The sequence below is a fragment of the Siansivirga zeaxanthinifaciens CC-SAMT-1 genome, assembly GCF_000941055.1.
Classification (GTDB): domain Bacteria; phylum Bacteroidota; class Bacteroidia; order Flavobacteriales; family Flavobacteriaceae; genus Siansivirga; species Siansivirga zeaxanthinifaciens.
Genome location: NZ_CP007202.1, coordinates 2,248,792 through 2,268,632 on the forward strand (window position 1 = coordinate 2,248,792; position 19,841 = coordinate 2,268,632).

The 19,841-nt window shown below is 33.5% G+C and carries 19 protein-coding genes; 7 read left to right on the forward strand and 12 right to left on the reverse strand.

Features of this window, described 5'->3' with window-relative positions; translation table 11 throughout:
- Positions 1 to 11: 11 nt before the first annotated feature.
- The 5 genes from AW14_RS10190 to AW14_RS10210 all read left to right on the forward strand — a co-directional run bounded on the left by AW14_RS10190 (position 12) and on the right by AW14_RS10210 (position 4,830).
- Positions 12 to 749, forward strand: coding sequence for a (Fe-S)-binding protein (locus AW14_RS10190; protein ID WP_044638707.1), 738 nt, complete (start codon positions 12 to 14; stop codon positions 747 to 749).
- Between the two features lie 2 nt (positions 750 to 751).
- Positions 752 to 2,119, forward strand: coding sequence for a lactate utilization protein B (locus tag AW14_RS10195; RefSeq protein ID WP_044638708.1), 1,368 nt, complete (start codon positions 752 to 754; stop codon positions 2,117 to 2,119).
- Positions 2,112 to 2,693, forward strand: coding sequence for a LutC/YkgG family protein (locus tag AW14_RS10200; protein ID WP_044639605.1), 582 nt, complete (start codon positions 2,112 to 2,114; stop codon positions 2,691 to 2,693). Before AW14_RS10195 ends, AW14_RS10200 begins: the two co-directional genes overlap by 8 nt.
- Positions 2,694 to 2,748: 55 nt before the next feature.
- The gene (gene kduI / locus AW14_RS10205) at positions 2,749 to 3,591 is read left to right on the forward strand and encodes a 5-dehydro-4-deoxy-D-glucuronate isomerase (protein ID WP_044638709.1); all 843 of its coding nucleotides are present in this window, start codon (positions 2,749 to 2,751) and stop codon (positions 3,589 to 3,591) included.
- Positions 3,592 to 3,783: 192 nt separating this feature from the next.
- Positions 3,784 to 4,830: a Gfo/Idh/MocA family oxidoreductase gene (locus AW14_RS10210; RefSeq protein WP_044638710.1), complete on the forward strand. Its 1,047-nt coding sequence runs from the start codon at positions 3,784 to 3,786 to the stop codon at positions 4,828 to 4,830.
- Here AW14_RS10210 and AW14_RS10215 read toward each other — a convergent pair whose 3' ends face one another.
- The 8 genes from AW14_RS10215 to AW14_RS10250 all read right to left on the reverse strand — a co-directional run bounded on the left by AW14_RS10215 (position 4,831) and on the right by AW14_RS10250 (position 12,794).
- Entirely contained in the window at positions 4,831 to 5,262 is a 432-nt protein-coding gene (locus AW14_RS10215) for a PH domain-containing protein (RefSeq protein WP_044638711.1), read from the reverse strand.
- A gap of 22 nt (positions 5,263 to 5,284) precedes the next feature.
- Positions 5,285 to 6,733 (reverse strand): FAD-dependent oxidoreductase, encoded by a 1,449-nt coding sequence (locus tag AW14_RS10220; RefSeq protein WP_044638712.1) that lies wholly within the window; start codon positions 6,731 to 6,733, stop codon positions 5,285 to 5,287.
- A gap of 107 nt (positions 6,734 to 6,840) precedes the next feature.
- The gene (locus AW14_RS10225) at positions 6,841 to 7,338 is read right to left on the reverse strand and encodes a hypothetical protein (protein ID WP_044638713.1); all 498 of its coding nucleotides are present in this window, start codon (positions 7,336 to 7,338) and stop codon (positions 6,841 to 6,843) included.
- Between the two features lie 145 nt (positions 7,339 to 7,483).
- Complete coding sequence (locus AW14_RS10230) at positions 7,484 to 8,140, reverse strand: alpha/beta hydrolase (protein WP_044638714.1); 657 nt, start codon at positions 8,138 to 8,140, stop codon at positions 7,484 to 7,486.
- A gap of 3 nt (positions 8,141 to 8,143) precedes the next feature.
- On the reverse strand, positions 8,144 to 8,476 hold the full coding sequence (locus AW14_RS10235; protein WP_044638715.1) for a hypothetical protein: 333 nt from the start codon (positions 8,474 to 8,476) through the stop codon (positions 8,144 to 8,146).
- A gap of 2 nt (positions 8,477 to 8,478) precedes the next feature.
- Positions 8,479 to 9,735: a dihydroorotase gene (locus AW14_RS10240; RefSeq protein ID WP_044638716.1), complete on the reverse strand. Its 1,257-nt coding sequence runs from the start codon at positions 9,733 to 9,735 to the stop codon at positions 8,479 to 8,481.
- Entirely contained in the window at positions 9,732 to 11,654 is a 1,923-nt protein-coding gene (locus AW14_RS10245; protein ID WP_044638717.1) for a vWA domain-containing protein, read from the reverse strand. The genes AW14_RS10240 and AW14_RS10245 overlap by 4 nt, the downstream gene beginning before the upstream one ends.
- A gap of 132 nt (positions 11,655 to 11,786) precedes the next feature.
- Positions 11,787 to 12,794, reverse strand: coding sequence for a glycosyltransferase family 2 protein (locus AW14_RS10250; protein WP_044638718.1), 1,008 nt, complete (start codon positions 12,792 to 12,794; stop codon positions 11,787 to 11,789).
- A gap of 102 nt (positions 12,795 to 12,896) precedes the next feature.
- Here AW14_RS10250 and AW14_RS10255 point away from each other — a divergent pair, with 102 nt between their 5' ends.
- A complete protein-coding gene (locus tag AW14_RS10255) occupies positions 12,897 to 14,789 on the forward strand; it encodes a M61 family metallopeptidase (protein ID WP_044638719.1) in 1,893 nt (630 codons plus the stop codon).
- Between the two features lie 72 nt (positions 14,790 to 14,861).
- On the opposite strand, the gene AW14_RS10260 is transcribed toward AW14_RS10255, so the two are convergent.
- From AW14_RS10260 to AW14_RS10275, 4 genes are all read right to left on the reverse strand, one after another.
- Positions 14,862 to 16,058 carry a sensor histidine kinase gene (locus tag AW14_RS10260; protein WP_044638720.1) on the reverse strand — a complete coding sequence of 399 codons (1,197 nt, stop codon included), beginning with the start codon at positions 16,056 to 16,058 and terminating at the stop codon, positions 14,862 to 14,864.
- A gap of 101 nt (positions 16,059 to 16,159) precedes the next feature.
- Positions 16,160 to 17,650, reverse strand: a complete 1,491-nt coding sequence (locus tag AW14_RS10265) for a S10 family peptidase (protein ID WP_044638721.1) — start codon at positions 17,648 to 17,650, stop codon at positions 16,160 to 16,162.
- Between the two features lie 24 nt (positions 17,651 to 17,674).
- Positions 17,675 to 18,439, reverse strand: coding sequence for a TIGR02757 family protein (locus AW14_RS10270; RefSeq protein ID WP_044638722.1), 765 nt, complete (start codon positions 18,437 to 18,439; stop codon positions 17,675 to 17,677).
- A 2-nt stretch (positions 18,440 to 18,441) separates the two neighbouring features.
- The gene (locus AW14_RS10275; protein ID WP_044638723.1) at positions 18,442 to 19,107 is read right to left on the reverse strand and encodes an ABC transporter ATP-binding protein; all 666 of its coding nucleotides are present in this window, start codon (positions 19,105 to 19,107) and stop codon (positions 18,442 to 18,444) included.
- A 112-nt stretch (positions 19,108 to 19,219) separates the two neighbouring features.
- Between AW14_RS10275 and folE the strand changes: the two genes are divergently transcribed.
- Positions 19,220 to 19,807 carry a GTP cyclohydrolase I FolE gene (gene folE / locus AW14_RS10280; RefSeq protein ID WP_044638724.1) on the forward strand — a complete coding sequence of 196 codons (588 nt, stop codon included), beginning with the start codon at positions 19,220 to 19,222 and terminating at the stop codon, positions 19,805 to 19,807.
- The last annotated feature ends 34 nt before the right edge of the window (positions 19,808 to 19,841 follow it).

Sequence of the window (19,841 nt, forward strand, 5' to 3'; positions counted from 1 at the left end):
ACAAAACAAAAATGAAAGTCGGTTTATTTATACCATGTTATATTAATCAATTGTATCCTCAAGTTGGTATTGCAACTTTAGAAGTTTTAGAGAAATTAGGTGTCGAAGTCGATTACCCAATGGGTCAAACTTGTTGTGGCCAGCCGTTAGGAAATTCAGGTTACGAATCAGATTCTATAGGTGCCTGCCAGTTGTTTGTTAAAAATTTTAAAAATTACGATTATATCGTTGGCCCCTCTGGAAGTTGTGTATATCATGTTAAAAAACATTTTGATATTTTAGAACAAACAGATGATGTAAAACGGGTTCGAAAAAACACTTACGAGCTTTGTCAGTTTATACACGATGTTTTAGGAATAACCGATTTAGGAGCTTCTTTTCCATATAAAGTTGGTATACATAAAAGTTGCCATGGTTTGAGGGGTTTACGTTTGGGGTCTTGTTCCGAGCGAATGGATGCACCTTATTCTACAGAAGAAAATTTACTTAAAAAAGTAAAAGGTTTAGAACTAAAAACATTAAATAGAGCAGATGAATGTTGCGGCTTTGGCGGAACGTTTTCTGTTTTTGAAGAAGCTATTTCTGTAAAGATGGGAAAAGATAGAGTTCAAGATCATATTGATAGTGAAGTTGAGGTGATAACAGGAGCAGATCATTCCTGTTTAATGCATTTAGAAGGTTTAATTAATAGAAATAAGCAGCCGTTAAAGGTGATGCACATAGCAGAAATTTTAAATAGTACTTTATAATTATGGCACACGCACAAGAAGCAACAACTTTTAATGAAAATGAGTCGAAGGTTAATTGGCATGACAAGGCCCTGTGGTTTGTTAGGCAAAAACGCGATAAAGCGGCTTTTAATGTAAAAGGTTGGGAAACATTAAGAGACTTGGCATCGGCAATTAAAGCCAATGTAATGTCTAATTTAGATATTTATCTTGAAGAATTTGAAGCTAATGCCATAAAGAATGGTGTTACAGTTCACTGGGCTAAAGACGCCGAAGAGCATAATAAAATAGTACACGGTATTCTACAAAAAACCAACGTTAAGAAGATTGTTAAGAGTAAATCAATGCTTACCGAAGAATGTCATTTAAACCCATATTTAGAGGCTAATGGTATTGAGGTAATTGATACCGATTTGGGCGAACGTATCGTACAATTGGCAGAAGAACCGCCAAGCCACATTGTTTTACCTGCAATTCATAAAACAAAAGAAGAAGTTGATGAATTATTTCAAGAACATTTAGGTACCAAACCTTGTAATGGTGATCCGCAGTACTTGACCGATGAAGCCAGAAAACATTTGCGTAATAAGTTTTTAAAAGCCGATGCTGCAGTAACAGGCGTTAATTTTGCTATTGCAGAGACAGGTGGTATTGTAGTTTGTACTAACGAAGGTAATGCCGATATGGGAGCGCATCTTGCTAAAGTGCATATTGCTTGTATGGGAATGGAGAAATTAATACCACAAGAAAAGCATTTGGGCGTATTTCTAAGATTGTTAGCAAGAAGTGCTACAGGACAACCTATAACTACGTATTCTTCGCATTTTAACAAGCCAGCTCCAGGGACAGAAATGCATATTGTTATTGTTGATAACGGTAGAACTGAGCAATTAAGTCGAGAAGATTTTAGAGCCTCTTTGCATTGTATACGCTGTGGTGCTTGTATGAATACATGTCCTATTTACAGACGAAGTGGTGGCCATAGTTATAATGCTACTATTCCAGGGCCTATTGGTTCTATCTTATCTCCAGGAAAAGATTTAACCAAACATAGCGATTTACCTTTTGCATCAACACTTTGCGGTTCTTGTAGCGATGTTTGTCCTGTTAAAATTAATATCCACGAACAGTTATACAAATGGCGCCAAATAATCACAAAAGACGTGCCTCAACCTATAGTTAAAAAATCTGTTTTAAAAGTTACAGGAAATGTTTTAGCAAATTCTAAAATGTATGATTTTGTCGGAAAGTCGTCACGTTTTATGCTTAAGCATACCCCACGATTTTTAGTTTATTCTAAATTAAATACCTGGGGAAAAGAAAGAGAATTACCTGAAGTTAAAAATGGTAATTTCGATGAATGGTATAAAAAAAGAAAGAAAAATGAGTAGAGAATCTATTTTAAATGCTGTTAGAAAGAACAAACCAGAGGCTTTGCCTTTACCTGAAATTGATTTGAATGTTTTTGCTGAAGACAAAGATCTTGTAAAAACGTTTATTGAAAATGTTCAATTTGTAGGAGGCCGTGCTATTGTGTTGGAAAGTACAGATACCATTGATGCTAAAATAAAGGAGTTTTATCCTCATGCTTCAAAAATAGTGTCTTGTACTACCGAGTCCTCATTGGGTAATATTTCAATTTCTGCAGCAACAGAACCTCATGGTCTAGAATCTATTGATTTGGCCATTGTAAAAGGCGATTTGGCAGTCTCTGAAAATGGTGCCGTATGGATTGAAGAAAATGATTTCACGATTCGAGTTTTGCCTTTTATTACAAATGATTTAGTTTTAATTGTTAATAAAGAAGACATTCATCTGCATTTACATGATGCATACGAAACTATTTCAAAACGAGATCGTACTTTTGGATTATTTCTTTCTGGGCCTTCAAAAACCGCAGATATTGAGCAGTGTTTGGTAATTGGAGCACAAGGAGCTATTAGTTTAACCGTTTTAATTTTGTAAATTGTAGTTTGTTTAGTTAATCAGAATAATTATTAAAAATTAAATAATAAAAATTATGTCAATTAGTTATGAATCACGTTATGCTTCAAGTCCACAAGGTGTAAAAAGTTATGACACAACACAATTAAGAAACGAGTTTTTAATTGAAAACCTTTTCGAATCTGATAAAATAAACCTAGTGTACTCGCACTACGACCGTTTCATTTCAGGTGGTGTTTTACCCATTAATAAAGCACTAACTTTAGAAACTATCGATCCGCTTAAAGCACCATACTTTTTAGAAAGACGTGAGTTAGGAATAATAAATGTCGGACAAAGTGGTACAGTAACAGTCGATGGTACAGCATACAATTTAGAACACAAAGAAGCTTTATACGTTGGTCAAGGAAATAAAGACGTTGTTTTTTCAAGCAAGTCTAGTAGTGAGCCAGCTATGTTTTATATCAATTCAACACCAGCTCATAAATCGTATCCAACTAAAAAAATTGGAACTGATGATGTTGAGGTTATTGAATTAGGATCGCCAGAAACAGCTAACGCTCGTACATTAAGAAAATACATTGTAAACAGTGTGGTAGATGTTTGTCAATTACAAATGGGAATGACATCTATTAAACCAGGAAGCAGCTGGAATACGATGCCTGCGCACGTTCATGACCGAAGAATGGAAGTGTATTTCTATTTCGAAATACCAGAAGGACAATCTGTTTGTCATTTCATGGGCGAACCTCAAGAAACCAGACATATATGGATGCAAAATAATCAAGCAGTTATCTCTCCACCATGGTCTATCCATTCTGGTTCTGGTACTAGTAATTACTCGTTTATTTGGGGTATGGCAGGAGAAAATTTAGATTATGGCGATATGGATGTTTGTAAAATTCCAGATTTACGATAGTCTTACTAAATAAAATTTTATTAAGCCTTAAAGCCATTTTGCTTTGAGGCTTTTTTGTTAAATTTTAAACGAATTCTTGTAGAAATAATAAGTTATACATTTTTAGTTGTTAAATTCTTAAATTGAAATTTAACTACAAATAGAAATAAAATTAGCATATTAAAATATAGCAGCTTTTAAAAAATAGTAACAATGAAACAAATTCGAACCGCTCTTTTATCTTACGGAATGTCGGGCAAAATATTTCACGCTCCTTTCTTAGCATTACATGATGGTTTTGAGTTAACGGGCGCTTGGGAGCGAAGTAAAAAGTTAATTCAAAATGATTATCCGGCTGTTAAAAGCTATAGCAGTTTAGATGAATTACTTAACGATACCATCGATTTGGTTGTGGTAAATACCCCTGTAGATACCCATTTCGAGTATGCTAAACAGGCTATATTAGCAGGAAAACACGTTATTGTTGAAAAGGCTTTTACAACCACTGCAGCCGAAGCTTCAGAGTTAAATACATTAGCCAAAGAAAATAATGTGAAATTGGCCGTTTACCAAAATAGACGATGGGATAGCGATTTCAAAACAGTAAAAAGCGTTTTTGAAAGCAATATCCTTGGATCAATTGTTGAAGCTGAAATTCGTTTTGACAGATATAATCCGATACTTAGTGATAAACAATGGAAAGAATCGGCAAATCCAGGCGCTGGAATTTTAAAAGATTTAGGACCTCATATTATAGACCAAGCTTTATGTCTTTTTGGTTACCCTAACGCTGTTTTTGCAGATATTAGAACCCTAAGGAAAAACTCTTTGGTTGATGATAATATTGATATCCTTCTTATTTATGAAGATAAACGGGTTAGATTGCATGCTGGATTTTTTAATAAAGAATTAGTACCAAGTTTTGTCCTTCAGGGAAGACATGGTAGTTTCTTTAAATCGCGCTCCGATGTTCAAGAAGATGTTCTTAAAACTGGTGCAAAGCCAAATTTAGATACTTGGGTAACAGAACCTGAAGCCCATCAAGGTCTTTTACATGTCGTTAAAAACGGTGAAACTATTAGAAAAACTATACCTACTTTACAAGGTAATTATTACGATTATTTCGACGAGGTTTACAAATCTATTACAGATAACCAACAAGAACCCGTAACAGCTGAAGACGGATTAAAAGTGATGCAAATAATAGAAGCCGCCATTAAAAGTGCTCAGTTAGGTAGTGTAGTTTCTTTAAATAATTAATTACTCTGTAATTTTAATAGCACTATGGAGTTCTAATATTTTTTTAATAAAAGTTTCGTTGCTTTGCGGACTAATATAAATTTCGTTGTATTTGTCGTACTTTACTATTAATCCATTTCTGGATGTAGCTGGTCTAAAACCCACCCAAAGTGTTTTTCCTTTTACTATTTCAGAAATTCGTTCTAATTTTATTTTGCCATGTATGAGGCCGCAATGGTAAACTAATCCAGATTCTTTAGATAATTCATAATAGGTGCCAAAAAACAGCCAAAGTGTAAAAATTATAGTAGCGAGTAGAATGATTATAGGAAAGACATCATTTTTATCTATGGTTTTATTTGAAAACAAAAAAATTAAAACCAGTATTAAGAATCCGTTTGTACCAAGAATTATGGTGCTAAACAACCCATCTTTTTTACTTTTAAATGTCATTTTTTTCTTTTTTTAAATAATCTTATTTCTTCTTTAAAATACTGCCTCTAGGTTGGTTACCTTTTTGTAAAACGATTTCAGAATGTAAAAACTTAGCAGCCTCGGCAGAATCTTTCACTTTTATTGCACTGCGTTTTAGCATGTCTTTTTCAAAGTCTTTTAAAATATGCGCTCTTATTCCAACTGCGTTCCAATTGGTAGAATTTTGGCATTTTTTAGTAATCAATCGTGCAAGTGTAAGCGCATCTAGTAATGCTTGGTTGGCACCTTGACCCTTAAACGGACTCATGGGATGTGCTGCATCTCCTATAAGTGTTACGGGACCTTTTTCTTCCAATAGTTCGGGTTGAAGTAATGCTCGGTCGTAAACAGGATACCCTGAAATTAAAGCCGCTTTGGTTGCTGCTAAAATTTCGGGTATGGGTGCATGCCACTGTGTTCTTTTACAGGCTTCTTCTTTTAATGCTTCCGGGCCTAATAAACTTAGCGCTTTTGCTTCATTTTCGGGTAAAGGAAAGCTTAGTTGCCACATGATGGCATCTTTATTATAAGGCATCATATAAATGCGTTCATGGCCATTAGCTGTTTGAAATACCGTTTCAGAATCTAACAAAGGGCTATCTATTCCTTTTAAATCAGATAATGAACAAATACCCAATATAACTATACAATCTAAATAGCGCAGAGGTGTTGTGTTTTCATCTAAAATTAAATCTCGAACGGTGCTTCTAATGCCATCGGCTCCAACTATTAAATCGGCTGTTTTACTGATTGTTTCACCATTAAAATGGAACGTAATATTTAAAGATTGGTCTTTATTTTTAGTGTAATTTATTAACTGGTGTCCCCAATTTACAGTTTCATGTCCACCAAGTTGTTCGAGTAAGGCCAAGCGCAATGACTGTCTGGCTATGTGAATATTAGATTGTTTAGAGGTTTTGTTTTGCGAAGGCAGCCACTTTCGCATGCCCCATTCACCAATAACTTCACCAGAAGTATTATGCACAATATGTTTTGTTGAAACGATGCCTTCCTTTAAGGTATGAATACCAAATCCTTTCATGGCTTTACTGGCCTGTTGAAGGGTTAATCCGTAGCCTTGTGAACGCGCATCAAATGAGTTGTCGCGTTCAAAAACAGTACAGGGAATTCCTCGATGTTTGCAGGCCACAGCTAATGCAATTCCGGCAATACCACCGCCAATAATAGCAATATTCGGATAATTTTTGTTGTTAATTATGGTGGGTGAGGCACTTGAAACTAGACCAGAGCCAGCACATTTTTGGCAAGCTTGAAGTGTCCCTTTTGGCTTAACAGGCGGGCCGCCTATTTGTCCGTTTATTATAAATTGCTCGAGGTTTTTTTTGTATTCTTGTCGAACCTTTTTTTGTAGTTTTCTTCTTTTTTTTCCACTTCCGGAACAGTCTGGACAAACAACTAGGTTGGTTTTTTTGCTTTGCTCTTTATCCATTTTTATTTGCTTAATTCAACTTTAAGATGTGAATGAATTACAAAGATAGTAATCCGGAGTTACTTAATGTGAGAGAAATTAAATCAGTTTGTAATAGATTATTGATGTTAACATCCACAAAACATATCTATAATGGTGTTTGTTTTAGTTTCAATAATTTCGAAGTAGCATCCAGCACCATCATCGGTTGGTCCAAATTTGGTTTGTTTAGTATTCCAACCATGTTTTATGTCCATGGGCGAACTGTTAAAAATCATTTCAACCCACTCAATTACCGATGCTTTATCGCTTTTAGGAAGTGTTAATTTAGATTTAATGCCCGTAGCTTCGCCACATTGTTCTTCCCAATACAAAATGTTTTTTTCAAATTTTTGATTAAAAGCACAAACCTCATAATCTGGAAAATCATTTTTTTTAGTGTTGTACTTTTCAGAAATGGTTTTGTAATTTTTAATAAGATACAGATAAACAATATTTTCCGAATAGTTATTTTTTTCTAATTCGGCATTTAAGGTTTCTATATTAGGTTTTATGAGTTTAAAATGTTGTGCTTTAGCAAAAAAAGGCATCATTAAAAGCAATATAACTACGATTTTAATTTTCATAACTTAAAATTTGATTAGCGATTAAAGCGTTTAGAATATGTTTAAAATAGTTTCTGAAATTTAAAATTACAGATTTTTTATTTTATCAACTAAAAACTTAAAAACACGAGTTTAATTTCTTAAGAAAATGAAAGTAAAGCTTAAATTATATTCTATTAATTAACCAATTTTTAAATTCATAGAAATTTTGAGGAGCCACACCGTGTCCTACAGGAAATTCGGAGTACTTGTGTTTAATGTTTAAAGCACTTAAAAAAGGAGGTGTTTGTCGTGCCCAATCGACAGGAATTACTTGATCGACACTACCATGCGAGCAATAAAAATCTAAATTAGAGTAATCTAAAGCTTCCGTGTTTTCTGGTAAAATATCTTTGTTTACATAACCACTTAAAGCAACAATGTTTTTTACTTTTTCGGGATAGGTTAAAGCCACCGCATAACTCAAAATACTTCCTTGGCTAAAACCTAGAAGGGTTACGTTATTTTTATTTACAGGATAAGTTTCAACGGCTTTATCTATAAATAACGAAATTAAATCGCGCGATTTTCTGGCTTGTTCGTTATCATTCCATTTACCTTGTTCGGCATCAAAATTTATAGCGTACCAAGCATTGCCATAGGGTTCTAAAGTATAAGGAGCACGAACCGAAATAATAAATAATTCCTCGAGTAATTCGCTGGCAAACGAAAATAAATCGTTTTCATCACTACCATAACCATGCATCATGATAAGCAAAGGCGCATTTTCTTTAAGAGTTGATGGTTTTGTTATATGATATAATGGGAGTGAAGTATGCGTCATAAATTATTGTCCTAAATTGGAAAAAATTCGTTGGTAAATAGCGCCAACTAAAGGTACTGGTTGTGCTTTTCTATTTAAAGCATTTACAAATCCGAAGATAAATAAAACGGAAAAAAATAAATACAAACTAGAACTAACTAGCCAACTATCAAAAAGGCCCATAATATACCCTAAAGCAAAAAATGTTAACCACAATCCTAAAGCTTGTCTTATATGAAAACTGGCAAAAGCACTTTTATTTTCGTTGTTTAAATAGAAGGCAATAATAACGCCGAAAATGGTTATATAGGCAATTACGGCGTTTTTTCGACCTATTTCAATATCTTGATTTGTCATGTTTAAGAATTTAAAACCAGTTGATTATTCGCTACAATACCGTAAACGGTTCCTTTTAAAGACTCATTTTCAAAAATGGCATTTTTAGATTTTGAAATGATATGCTTCCCTGTAAATGAAAATTTTATATCCGGATTGAAAAGCGTGATATCTGCTTTATTACCAACGTTTATTGGTTGCGATTCTAAACCAAATCTCATTTTTCCTTTGGTTAAAATTTCAACAGATTTTTTAGTGGTAAAAATGGTTTGAAGCGCACCAAAAGCACTTTCTAAACCAATAGTGCCATAGGCTGCATGATCGAATTCAATTTTCTTGTGTTCCACATCAATAGGGTTGTGGTCGCTTGTTACCATATCGATGGTACCATCTTTTAAGCCTTCAATTAATGCTTCAACATCCGAGGCAATTCGTATTGGAGGCAATACTTTAAAATGCGTGTTAAACTCTTTTAAAGCCTCATCTGTAAAATATAAATTATGAATTGCCACACTGCAAGTCACATCTAATTTTTTCTTTTTAGCCTCTCGAATTAACTCAACCGATTTTGCCGATGAAATTGTTGGGATGTGTAATTTACCACCTGTATATTCTAACAAAAATAAATCGCGTGCCACCTGCATTTCTTCGGCTAAGCTAGGAATTCCTTTTAATCCCAAGGTGGTGCTTGTAATATGTTCGTTCATAACACCATGGCCTGCTATTTTGTTTTCCTGCGGAAACGAAAATACTAAACCACCAAAGTTACTGGCGTATTGAAGCGCAATCTTCATTAAATTCGGATTGGAAATAGGCTTTTTATAATCGTAAAAGGCCACAGCGCCAGCGGTATGCATATCGTACAATTCAGCTAAATCAACACCTTTACTTTCTACGGTTAAGGCACCTACAGGCAGCAATGTAACGGCGTGGTTACGCGCTTTAGAATTTACAAACGTAATATCGGCATTGCAGTCTATTACAGGGTTTGTTTCGGCATTCATGGCAACGGCTGTAAACCCAGATTTCGCCGCTGTTTTAAGTCCGTTTGCTATGGTTTCGCGTTCTTCAAAACCTGGTTCACCAAAACTAACACTACTATCAAACCAACCTTGCGATATGTGTAGGTTTTTTAAAGTAATTTCTTGGTAGTTTCCGGGGTTTTTAAGTTCGGGACCAATTTCAGAAATAACACCATTTTTTATTAAGATATCTTGAATCGTATTGTGAAATTCACTTTTCGAATCTATTATGGTGGCCGATTTTATAAGTATGTTCATTTAAAATATTTTAAGATGAGCATTTCAATGATTAAAAGTATGAATGCAAAAATAACAAACCATTTCCATAAGGCGTTAATTTCTGTGTCACTTTTTATTTTATCAAAAAGTTCGGTAATGGAATTGCTTTGATTTACGTTTTCTAGAGTCGAGGGGTCTATATAATTTAAATTGCTTTCGTCACGGTTATAATTATAGCTTACCAATTTTAAATTTTGATTTTTATTGGTTATCCAGTATGAGCTGGCTACGCTTGGCGTTTCAAAAGTTGTTATTCGTACTTTGTTGTTAAAATATTGCTGCTTCGGAATAATATTTAGTGTTTCGTTTTTTAATGAAACCACCGCATCTTGTTGCAAACTTGTAGCAACATCGAAACTATTTTGTTTACCAATTTGATAGTATAGCCTTGGAGTTTTTAAACTGAAGGCTCCCATATTATAAAGTGTTGGTACTATTAAAGGTGAATTTTTAAAATTAGAATTATCAGAATTTAAAGCACTTGTAAAGACAAAAATATTTTTGTCTTGAAGTAGAAATGCGGCACCATCTTCATAACTTAAAATTGAAGAACCACTTTTGGAAGCAATCTTATAAAAACTATTTGTTTTTGGATATTGAAAATTAGTTACCTGCTTCTCAAAAACACCATTTTGATATAACGGATGCGCATAATTAATGGTTGTTATAAGTTTTTCTGAAGCTATTAAATCGTTAAAAGCAATCCCGTAATTTAAAAGAAAACTATTGTAGTTGGTATTAGTTTTATTTGAAGGAATAACGAGTACATATCCACCTTCTGCAATAAATGCTTTTAATGTATTGGCAAGTGCGTTGGGAATATCATTTAGTTCGTTTAAAATAATAAGATTTTGGTCGTTAATTACATTATAATTTAACTCGCTGGGTTTTGTACTTAAATAGTTAAACTCATTATCTGTATAAATGCGTTTTAAAAACCCGTCATCGCCTTCATTAATAGATAATACATTTATTTTAGAGGGCTTATTAATACTGAAATACAGGCTATTATCGAAAAGTAAATGGTTGTCGTCTATGGTAATTTGTCCATTTATTTCTTCGTTTATTGGTAATGTAAAACTTGTTTCGGTTTTTTCTAGCAAATCAACCGATGTTTTGGCAATAAGCTGACTTTTATTAAACACAGAAATAGGCAAATTTTTAATTTGATTTCCACTGTTTTTTAAAATAACATTTAAAACAACCGAGGTGGCAGTCGTGGTTGCTATGTATGCAGAATCTATAGAAATATTATTAGTATTAACCGGTTTAAGCCTAACAACATTTATGTTCACCAAAGAATCTTTAGTAAGTGAACTTAGGTTTTTATCCTGCTGAAAATCTGAAATAAGTACTAAATTCTTAACGCTTTTTTTATTTTTCGTAAAGAACGATTTACTTTTTAAAACAGCAGCGTCGAGGTTTAGGGTATTCGATGTATAATTTAATTGAAGTAACTCGTTTTTAATGGCTTTTATACTGGTGTTTCTAAACGATTGATCGTTTGTTACTATAGAAACGTTTTCTGCTTCGGGTATGTTATTTATTAAATCTTGAACGGCGCGTTTTAAAAGCGGACCTTTATCTCCCTGAGCCTGCATGCTAAAGGAATTGTCTAAATAAATAACGGTTTCCTTTTCTAAATTGATGGCTTTATAATTAGAAAAAAAAGGTTGCGTAAAAGCAAAAATTATAGCTGTAAATAAAAGTAATCTGGTTACAAGAATTAACCATTTTTTTATTTGAGAACTTTTTCTGGTTTGTAAACTTATTCTTTTAAGAAAAGCCACATTTGTAAAAGCAACTTTTTTAAATTTTCGAAGCTGAAATAAATGAACAATAATAGGAATTAGCAGTAAAAATAAGGCGTAAAGAAGTTCTGGATGTTTAAACTGCATACTTAATTAGATTAGTCAAACCTACACATTTTTTTTCATTTTTAACGACGAAGAAAACAAAAAAATGTATAATACAATTGCTTTTGTTTTTTCAAATAAATATAGTTAATACCAAAAAAAAGCCCTAAGTAATTAACAGAAGAAAAAATAATCGGTCATCTCTTGCATATGCTGCTTTTTAAAATAGCTTCTAATTTCGCTCTGAGCCAAAGCATTAGCCACAGTAACTATACTTTGAGGATTTTTAATATTTTCTAAGTTAGTGAAAGGTTCTAGTGGTTGGTTGTAAATGTGTTTTCCAATTTTTTTCGGATTATCGCAAATCCAGTGAAACGGAATATTTTTTTCAATTAAGGCTTTAGCTATTGTTTTTCCTTTTAAACCAGCGCCCCATACCACTAAAGTACGTGAGGCATCGTAATCTAGCAGTAGGAAATAATGCAGTTTTAAATCTAAAAACGTATTTTCAGCATAATGCACATGGGTTCTTGAGGTGCGTACCTGATAGTCTCGCCAATAATGTAAAATGGTGTTACAAGGTATTATTTTGTACTGTTGTTTGTAAAAACGAAATACCAAATCGTAATCTTCGGGATACCGTTGCGGATTAAAGGCATCGGCAGCAATAAAATCTTCGCGATGAATCAGCCAGCACGGTGAGGCAATGACACATTCTTTATAAATTTCAGAATAATTTCTACCAAAACGGGTTAATTCATTTAACCAATCTTCATACTTTTTGTAACCATCACTTATTCCATTATCAGAAAAATAAGCAACTAACCCCGTAGCAACGTGTTTTTTTCCAGCTTGCTGCAAATTATTTAATAAAACTTCTAATTTGTTTTCGGGCATAATATCATCGCTATCCATGCGCGTAATATATTCGCCCACACTTATTTTAAAAGCCATTTGCAGAGCATCAATAATGCCACTGCCTGTATTTTTGTAAAGTTTTATTCGATGGTCGTCTTTAGCGTAGCTATCTACTATGCTAAAACTTGCATCTGTAGAGCCATCATCTATAATAATTAACTCCCAATGCTCGTAGGTTTGGTTTATTATAGAAATTATGCAATCTGATATGAATTTTTCTGTATTTTTAAACGGTGTTAAAATACTAATTAATGGTTTTTGCATGGCGCGAAGATACATAATTCCAGTTTTTAACAAAAGCTTATGAAAGTAACGAAAAGTATAATTGTAATTTTGAAAGTCAAATTTTAATTAAACCTATTTTTAATGAATAAACATTTTTTAACAGCAGTATTTGCTGGTATAGTATTGAGTAGTTGTAGCACATCTAAAACCACTGGAAACGATTTAGCAACTGCTACACCCATTAACACTTCTTTAAACTTGGTTGCCGTACAAAACGATAAAGTGCCAGTAACCATTAATCCGGGACGCTTTACAGTACCAACTGTAACATACAGACTGCCACGTGTGGTACAAGGTACTTATGCTGTAAGCGATTTCGGGAAATATATCGACGATTTTAAAGCTTTCGATTACAACGGAAACGAAATTCCTGCTGTTAAAACAGATGCCAATACCTGGACTATTAACAATGCAAAGCAATTAGATAAAATTACATATTTAGTTAACGACACCTTCGATATTGAAGAAGTTGGCGGCATAGGCGGTGAGCAGCCTTTTTCGCCATCGGGAACAAACATTGAACCAACAAATTACGTGTTAAATTTACACGGCTTTATTGGTTATTTTGATGCTTTAAAAAACAACCAATATAAGCTGGATGTTATTGCTCCAGCCGATTTAGTTCGTACCTCTGCGCTTCAAAATGTTGAAGAAAAATTAAGTGAAGATGGAAAAACAGTTACGACCAGTTATTTTGCACCACGATATTTTGATATCACAGACAACCCTATGTTTTATGGCGATTTAACGGTTGAAACTTTTAATGTAGGTGATATTAAAATTGTTTTAAGTGTTTATTCTCCGGGTAAAAAACATTCGGCAGCTTCGTTAAAAGAAACTATTTTTAAGATGATGAAAGCGCAAAAGGCTTTTTTAGGTGATATTAATTCGACACCACGTTACGATATTTACTTGTATTTGGCAGGCGATAACGAAGATGCACCAAAAGGTTTCGGAGCTTTAGAACACCATACATCTACAGTGGTTGTTTTACAAGATGCGATGCCAGAAGAAGCTTTAGCAGAAAGTATGATTGATGTGGTTTCTCATGAATTTTTTCATATCGTTACACCTTTAAGTGTACACTCTGAGGATGTACACTATTTCGATTATAACAACCCAACGTTTTCTAAGCATTTATGGATGTACGAAGGGGTTACCGAATATTTTGCAACCTTGTTTCAGGTAAATCAAGGCCTGGTTGATGAAAATGAATTTTTTAGTAAAATAATTAGTAAAATTCAAGGCTCTAAAAACATGGACGATGCCATGAGTTTTACAATTATGAGTGAAAATGTTTTAAAAGAACCGTACAAAGATCAGTACTTAAATGTATATCAAAAAGGTGCTTTAATTGGTATGTGTATTGATATTATTATGCGCGAAGAAAGTAACGGAAATCGCGGTATTTTATCTTTAATGAAAGAACTTTCTAATAAATACGGAAAGAACAAACCTTTTGAAGATGATAAACTTATTGATGAAATTGTAGCAATGACTTATCCGTCGTTAAGAGACTTTTTCGATACGCACGTTATAGGCGATATTCCAATAAATTATACTAAATATTTTGATAAAGTAGGTTTAAAAATGGGTGAGGCTCGTATAGAAACTAGTTATGTAATGAATGGTACAAAATTAATTTTTGCAGCTAATCCGCAAGAAGGCAAGATATTTTTTAGCGATTTAGTAAAAGAAAATAGTTTTTGGAATGATTTAGGCGTGCAACCAAACGACATTATAAAATCTGTAAATGGGAAGCCATTTTCTATGGAAAATGCCAATATCATTTTACAGGATATGTTTAGCTGGAAACCAGGTACAGATATTTCACTTGTTTTAGAAAGAGAAGGTAAAGAAGTTACTGTTAAAGGTACTACCGAACAGTCTTACACTATGGGAGAGAGTTTAATAGAAAGTCCAGATGCTACTGAAGCCCAAAAGAAATTAAGAGAAGCCTGGCTTAAAGGTTAATATTTAATCATTAGAAAAACAAAAACGCCTCAAATTTTATTGGAGGCGTTTTTTATTTATTATAACACAGGTTTATTTTGGTAAAGACAAAATAAATTGTGTCCCTTTTTCTATTTCCGAATGAATATCGATAGCCCCATTCAATTTATTCACAAGTGTTTTAACCGTAAACAAGCCAATGCCCGTGCCTACATTGCCATGTTTATCTTTATCGTGGGCAGTATTAAATAATTCAAATAAATCGTCTTGTTTCTCTTGTTCGATGCCTTTTCCGTTATCTTCAACAATAAACACATGATGCGTTTCAGTTTCAGAATAATCTATAGAAACCACAGGGTTTTCTTTAAAATTATACTTAAAACCATTGTCTACTAAGTTTAACAAAATCTGGGTTAGGGCAGCGCTGTTTATATCTTTTAAATAAGCTTCTTTTACTAATTTAAATTGCGACGATTTTAATCCTAAAATATTTTTAATTGAGTTGTAAATATCTTGTAAAGTGGTTTGCTTTTTATCTTTTTCTAATAAAGCTTCACTTTTATAATGTTTTAAAATACCATCAATATACGCTCTTAGGGTGTCTGCCGATTCTTCAATATAATTTAAATATTCTAAGTTGGTTTTGGCATTTTCCTGTAATAATTCTTCCTTAAATAATTGAGATAATGAAGTAATATTAGCTAATGGCGATTTTAAATCGTGGGATATTTTATTTGCAAACGTTTTTAAAGTTTGATGTCTTTCCTCTAAATCTGATAGTGTTTTGTTAAGCACAATGTTTTTATATCTCAACTCAAAAAGATTAATAACCTGTTTAGATAAAATAATTAAAGTTTCTTTTTGTTCGGCTGTTAATGTTCTTGGAACATGATCGTAAACACATAAGGTTCCTAAAGCATAGCCTTCTGGGTTTATTAATGGAACACCAGCATAAAAACCTATATTATTTCCTGTTATTATGGGATTGTCATGAAAACGAATATCTTCTCGAGTATTTTCAACTATAAAAATAGGTTCATCAGTTAAAATGGCATGACCACATAACGACAACGCTCTTGGAGATTCATTTTCGGTAATGCCTATGTGTGCTTTTAAAAAATTTCTGTCCTTATCTAACAAAGTAATTAACGATATAGGCACATTACAAACTTTTGCAATTAAATTTGCTATATCATCGAAGTCAGATTCTGGTAAAGTATCTAATAAATTGTACTTTTTAACTTCCTCTAAACGCTCAGATTCATTTTCTGGTAGTTGGGGTTTTATCATTTATTAAAAAAGTTTAATATATAATATTTACGAAAAAAAGTAGGTCAAGGTTTTATTAACTACACAATTGTTTGCTAAAAGGAATCATTAATTAATTTGAATTAATCGTATTTAGCTGGCTTCCCATTCGATAATGAATTTTTAATAAATTCCCGAATGTCGTTGTTAGCCGTTTTTAGGTCTTCGTTTCTTAAATACATCATATGGCCACTTCGGTAACCTTTAAAAGTAAAGCGGTCTTTCATTTTTCCGCTAGGGTCTACTTGCCACATGGTATATTTTGCACCGAAATAAGTTGTAGCTCCATCGTAATACCCCGATTGAATTAATACTTTTAAATAAGGGTTTTGCGCCATGGCTTGTCTTAATTCATCTCGGGTATCGTTATTTCTATTATCCCAAGGGTGCACACTACCAAATAAATTATATTTAGTGTCTGTTTTAAAATTAAGATATTCTCTTATGTAATAATTTATGGCAGGCGCAAAGGCATGGTTCCAGGTTGTTAATTCCGGACTGTAATCTGGGCTATCGCCTGTTTCTCTTTTATCGATACCTAAATATCTGGAATCTAAACGACCAATAGTTTGTCCTGTTTTATGTCGTAATAATTCTTTCCAGAAAAATGAAGTAGGTATATCCAGGTTATTTTGAAGAATAGCCGTTTTTCCAAGCCCCGAATAGTAAGCCATTTTTTCGGCAATGGTATTTTTTTCTTTATCTGAAATAAAACCTCCCTTAGCAATAGCAGGCATTAAGGTATTGATAGCAAAATCTTCTGCTTCCGGTAAAATATCTAATAAATCTTTTTCTTGAAGCGCTTGTGGTAGTGCTTTATGATACCATGCCGCAGCTGTAAAATAAGGCAAGTTTAATGACGAGTATACCGGCTGCCCCGTATTATACAATTTGTAATCTGCTGGTGATACCATAATTACACCATTTAAGTACATCCATTGGCTGCTTTGTAGTTCGTTAGCCAATCCCATGACACGCGTGCCTCCGTAACTTTCACCAATAATATATTTAGGAGATTCCCATCTATTTTTTCGAGTTACAAAGGTGTTTATCCATTCGGCTAAATATTTAATATCGGCATTAATACCAAAAAACATATCACGATCTGGTAATTTACCATCTTTATCTTCAATCATTCTCGAATATGCCGTGTTTACAGGATTTACATAAACAATATCGGCAACATCTAAAACAGAATTTGGGTTATCTTTTATGCCATAAGGTTGCACAGGAAACCCTTCATCATCAATATTTAAAATTTTCGGACCGGTGTAAGCGATGTGCATCCAAACAGAAGCCGATCCAGGACCGCCATTAAAAGAAATAATTAAAGGTCGGTTAGCACGATTTTTAATATCGTTACGCTCATAATAGGTGTAAAACAAAGTTGCAATAGGTTCACCTTTGCCGTTCCATACGGGTTGTGTTCCTGTGGTTGCCGTATAAGGAATGGTTTTACCATTTATAATGGTGCTATTGGTTGTAACTACGGTAGTATCTGTAGGAATGTTTCTTTTTTGAGCAAAAACAACACTCATGGTCATTATAAAAAGCAGGCAAGTAATTTTCTTCATAATTTAGGATTTAAAAATAAACACCTAAAATTGCTCAAAAACTCCCAAACCAAATAATGCAAAGTCATATTTAACAGGATCTTTAACATTTAAAGCCCTTAAATTGTTATCTAATTCAAGTAAAGCTTTAGCATCATTTTGTTTTCTTTCTAGAAGTCCTAATTTTCTGGCTACATTTCCCGAATGCACATCTAACGGACAAGACAGTTGGGCAGGAGAGAGGCTTTTCCAAATACCAAAATCAACGCCCGTATGGTCATTTCTAACCATCCAACGCAAAAACATATTAATGCGTTTTGCAGCCGAATTTTTTAAGGGGTCGCTCACATGTTTTTCACTGCGTGGTAAATGATTAATCTCGAAAAACAGTTTTTTAAATTCTGAAATACTCTGTTGAAGCGATTTTGGTTCGGCGTAGTTAGCGAATACCTGTTCCAATCCGCCATGATTTTTATAAATATGTTGTAATGATTTTATAAACTGAATCGCATCGTCACCATTAAAAGTTCTGTGCACAAAAGATTGTAACTTTTCTAAATCGGTTTCGCTATGATTCATAACAAAATCGATTGGGGCATGATCTAAAAGCTGCATCAATTTTGTGGCATTAGTTATAATGCTTTTTCGGTTTCCCCAAGAAATGGTAGCCGTTAAAAATCCGGCAATTTCAATATCTTCTTTTAAATTGAAAAGATGCGGAATTTGTATAGGGTCACTTTCAATAAACTTTGGGTTATTGTATTGAATAACTTTAGCGTCAAGAAATTCTTTTAATTCAGCTGTATTCAAACTTAATTATCAATTATGTTTCCATCAACCATCACCAGTTTTCTGTCGGCCAGATTAGCAAGATCTTCGTTATGAGTTACTATTACAAAGGTTTGGCCAAATTCATCTCGCAATTTAAAAAACAAGTTATGCAGGTTTTCGGCCGATTCGCTATCTAAATTCCCCGAAGGTTCATCGGCAAAAATTAAACTGGGGTTATTTATAAGCGCTCTTGCCACGGCAACGCGCTGTTGTTCACCTCCAGAAAGTTCGTTTGGTTTGTGGTGATAGCGATGCGATAAGCCTAAAAAATCTAAGAGTTCGGTGGCTCGTTTTTCGGCTTCAGCCTTTTTCGTGCCTTTAATAAAAGCGGGTAAACAAACATTTTCTAAAGCGGTAAATTCGGGTAATAATTGATGAAATTGAAATATAAACCCGATGTGTTCATTTCTAAATTTAGCCAGCGCTTTATCTTTAAGTCCGTTAATATCGATGCCATTTATTTTAAGTTCATAAGCTTCTTTTGTAGACGCTTTATCTAGAGTGCTTAAAATATGTAAAAGTGTGGTTTTTCCTGCTCCCGAAGCTCCAACAATAGAAATAACTTCGCCTTTTTTAACATGAATATCAATACCTTTTAAAACCTGTAAATCGTTGTAAAATTTATGAATGTTTTTTGCTTGAATCATTTGTGTGAAATAATAGGCGTGAATTTACTACATTATCATGTTATGTACAATTAAGATTGGTTTTTATTGTTAAATCACATATATACTTTATATTTAGTTTAAAAATAACAGCATGCCTTATAAGAAGTTTGAAGAATATAACATACAAGTAACAGACGATGTAAAAGATCGTTATAAAAACATTATTGAAGATTTAGGTGAAAACACCTCACGTGAAGGCTTATTAAAAACCCCAGAGCGTGCGGCCAAAGCCATGCAGTTTTTAACGCAAGGCTACCACCAAGATCCTGTTGAAATTCTTAAAGGCGCCATGTTTAAAGAGAGTTACAATGAAATGGTTATTGTAAAAGATATCGAATTGTACTCGTTATGCGAACATCATATATTACCATTTTTCGGGAAAGCACATATTGCTTATATACCCAATGGTTATATAGTTGGATTGAGTAAATTACCAAGAATAGTAGATGTTTTTGCCAGACGACTTCAGGTGCAGGAACGTTTAACAGAACAAATTTTAGATTGTATAAACGACACTTTAAAACCACAAGGAGTAGCTGTGGTTATTGAAGCTTCTCATATGTGTATGATGATGCGCGGTGTGCAAAAACAAAACTCATTAACAACAACCTCTGGGTTTAGAGGCCAGTTTGAAAAAATTGAAACCAGAAATGAATTTTTAAAACTCATTGGGAAATAATTTTGGTATGTTTCTTGCTTTAAGGTTTTTGTAA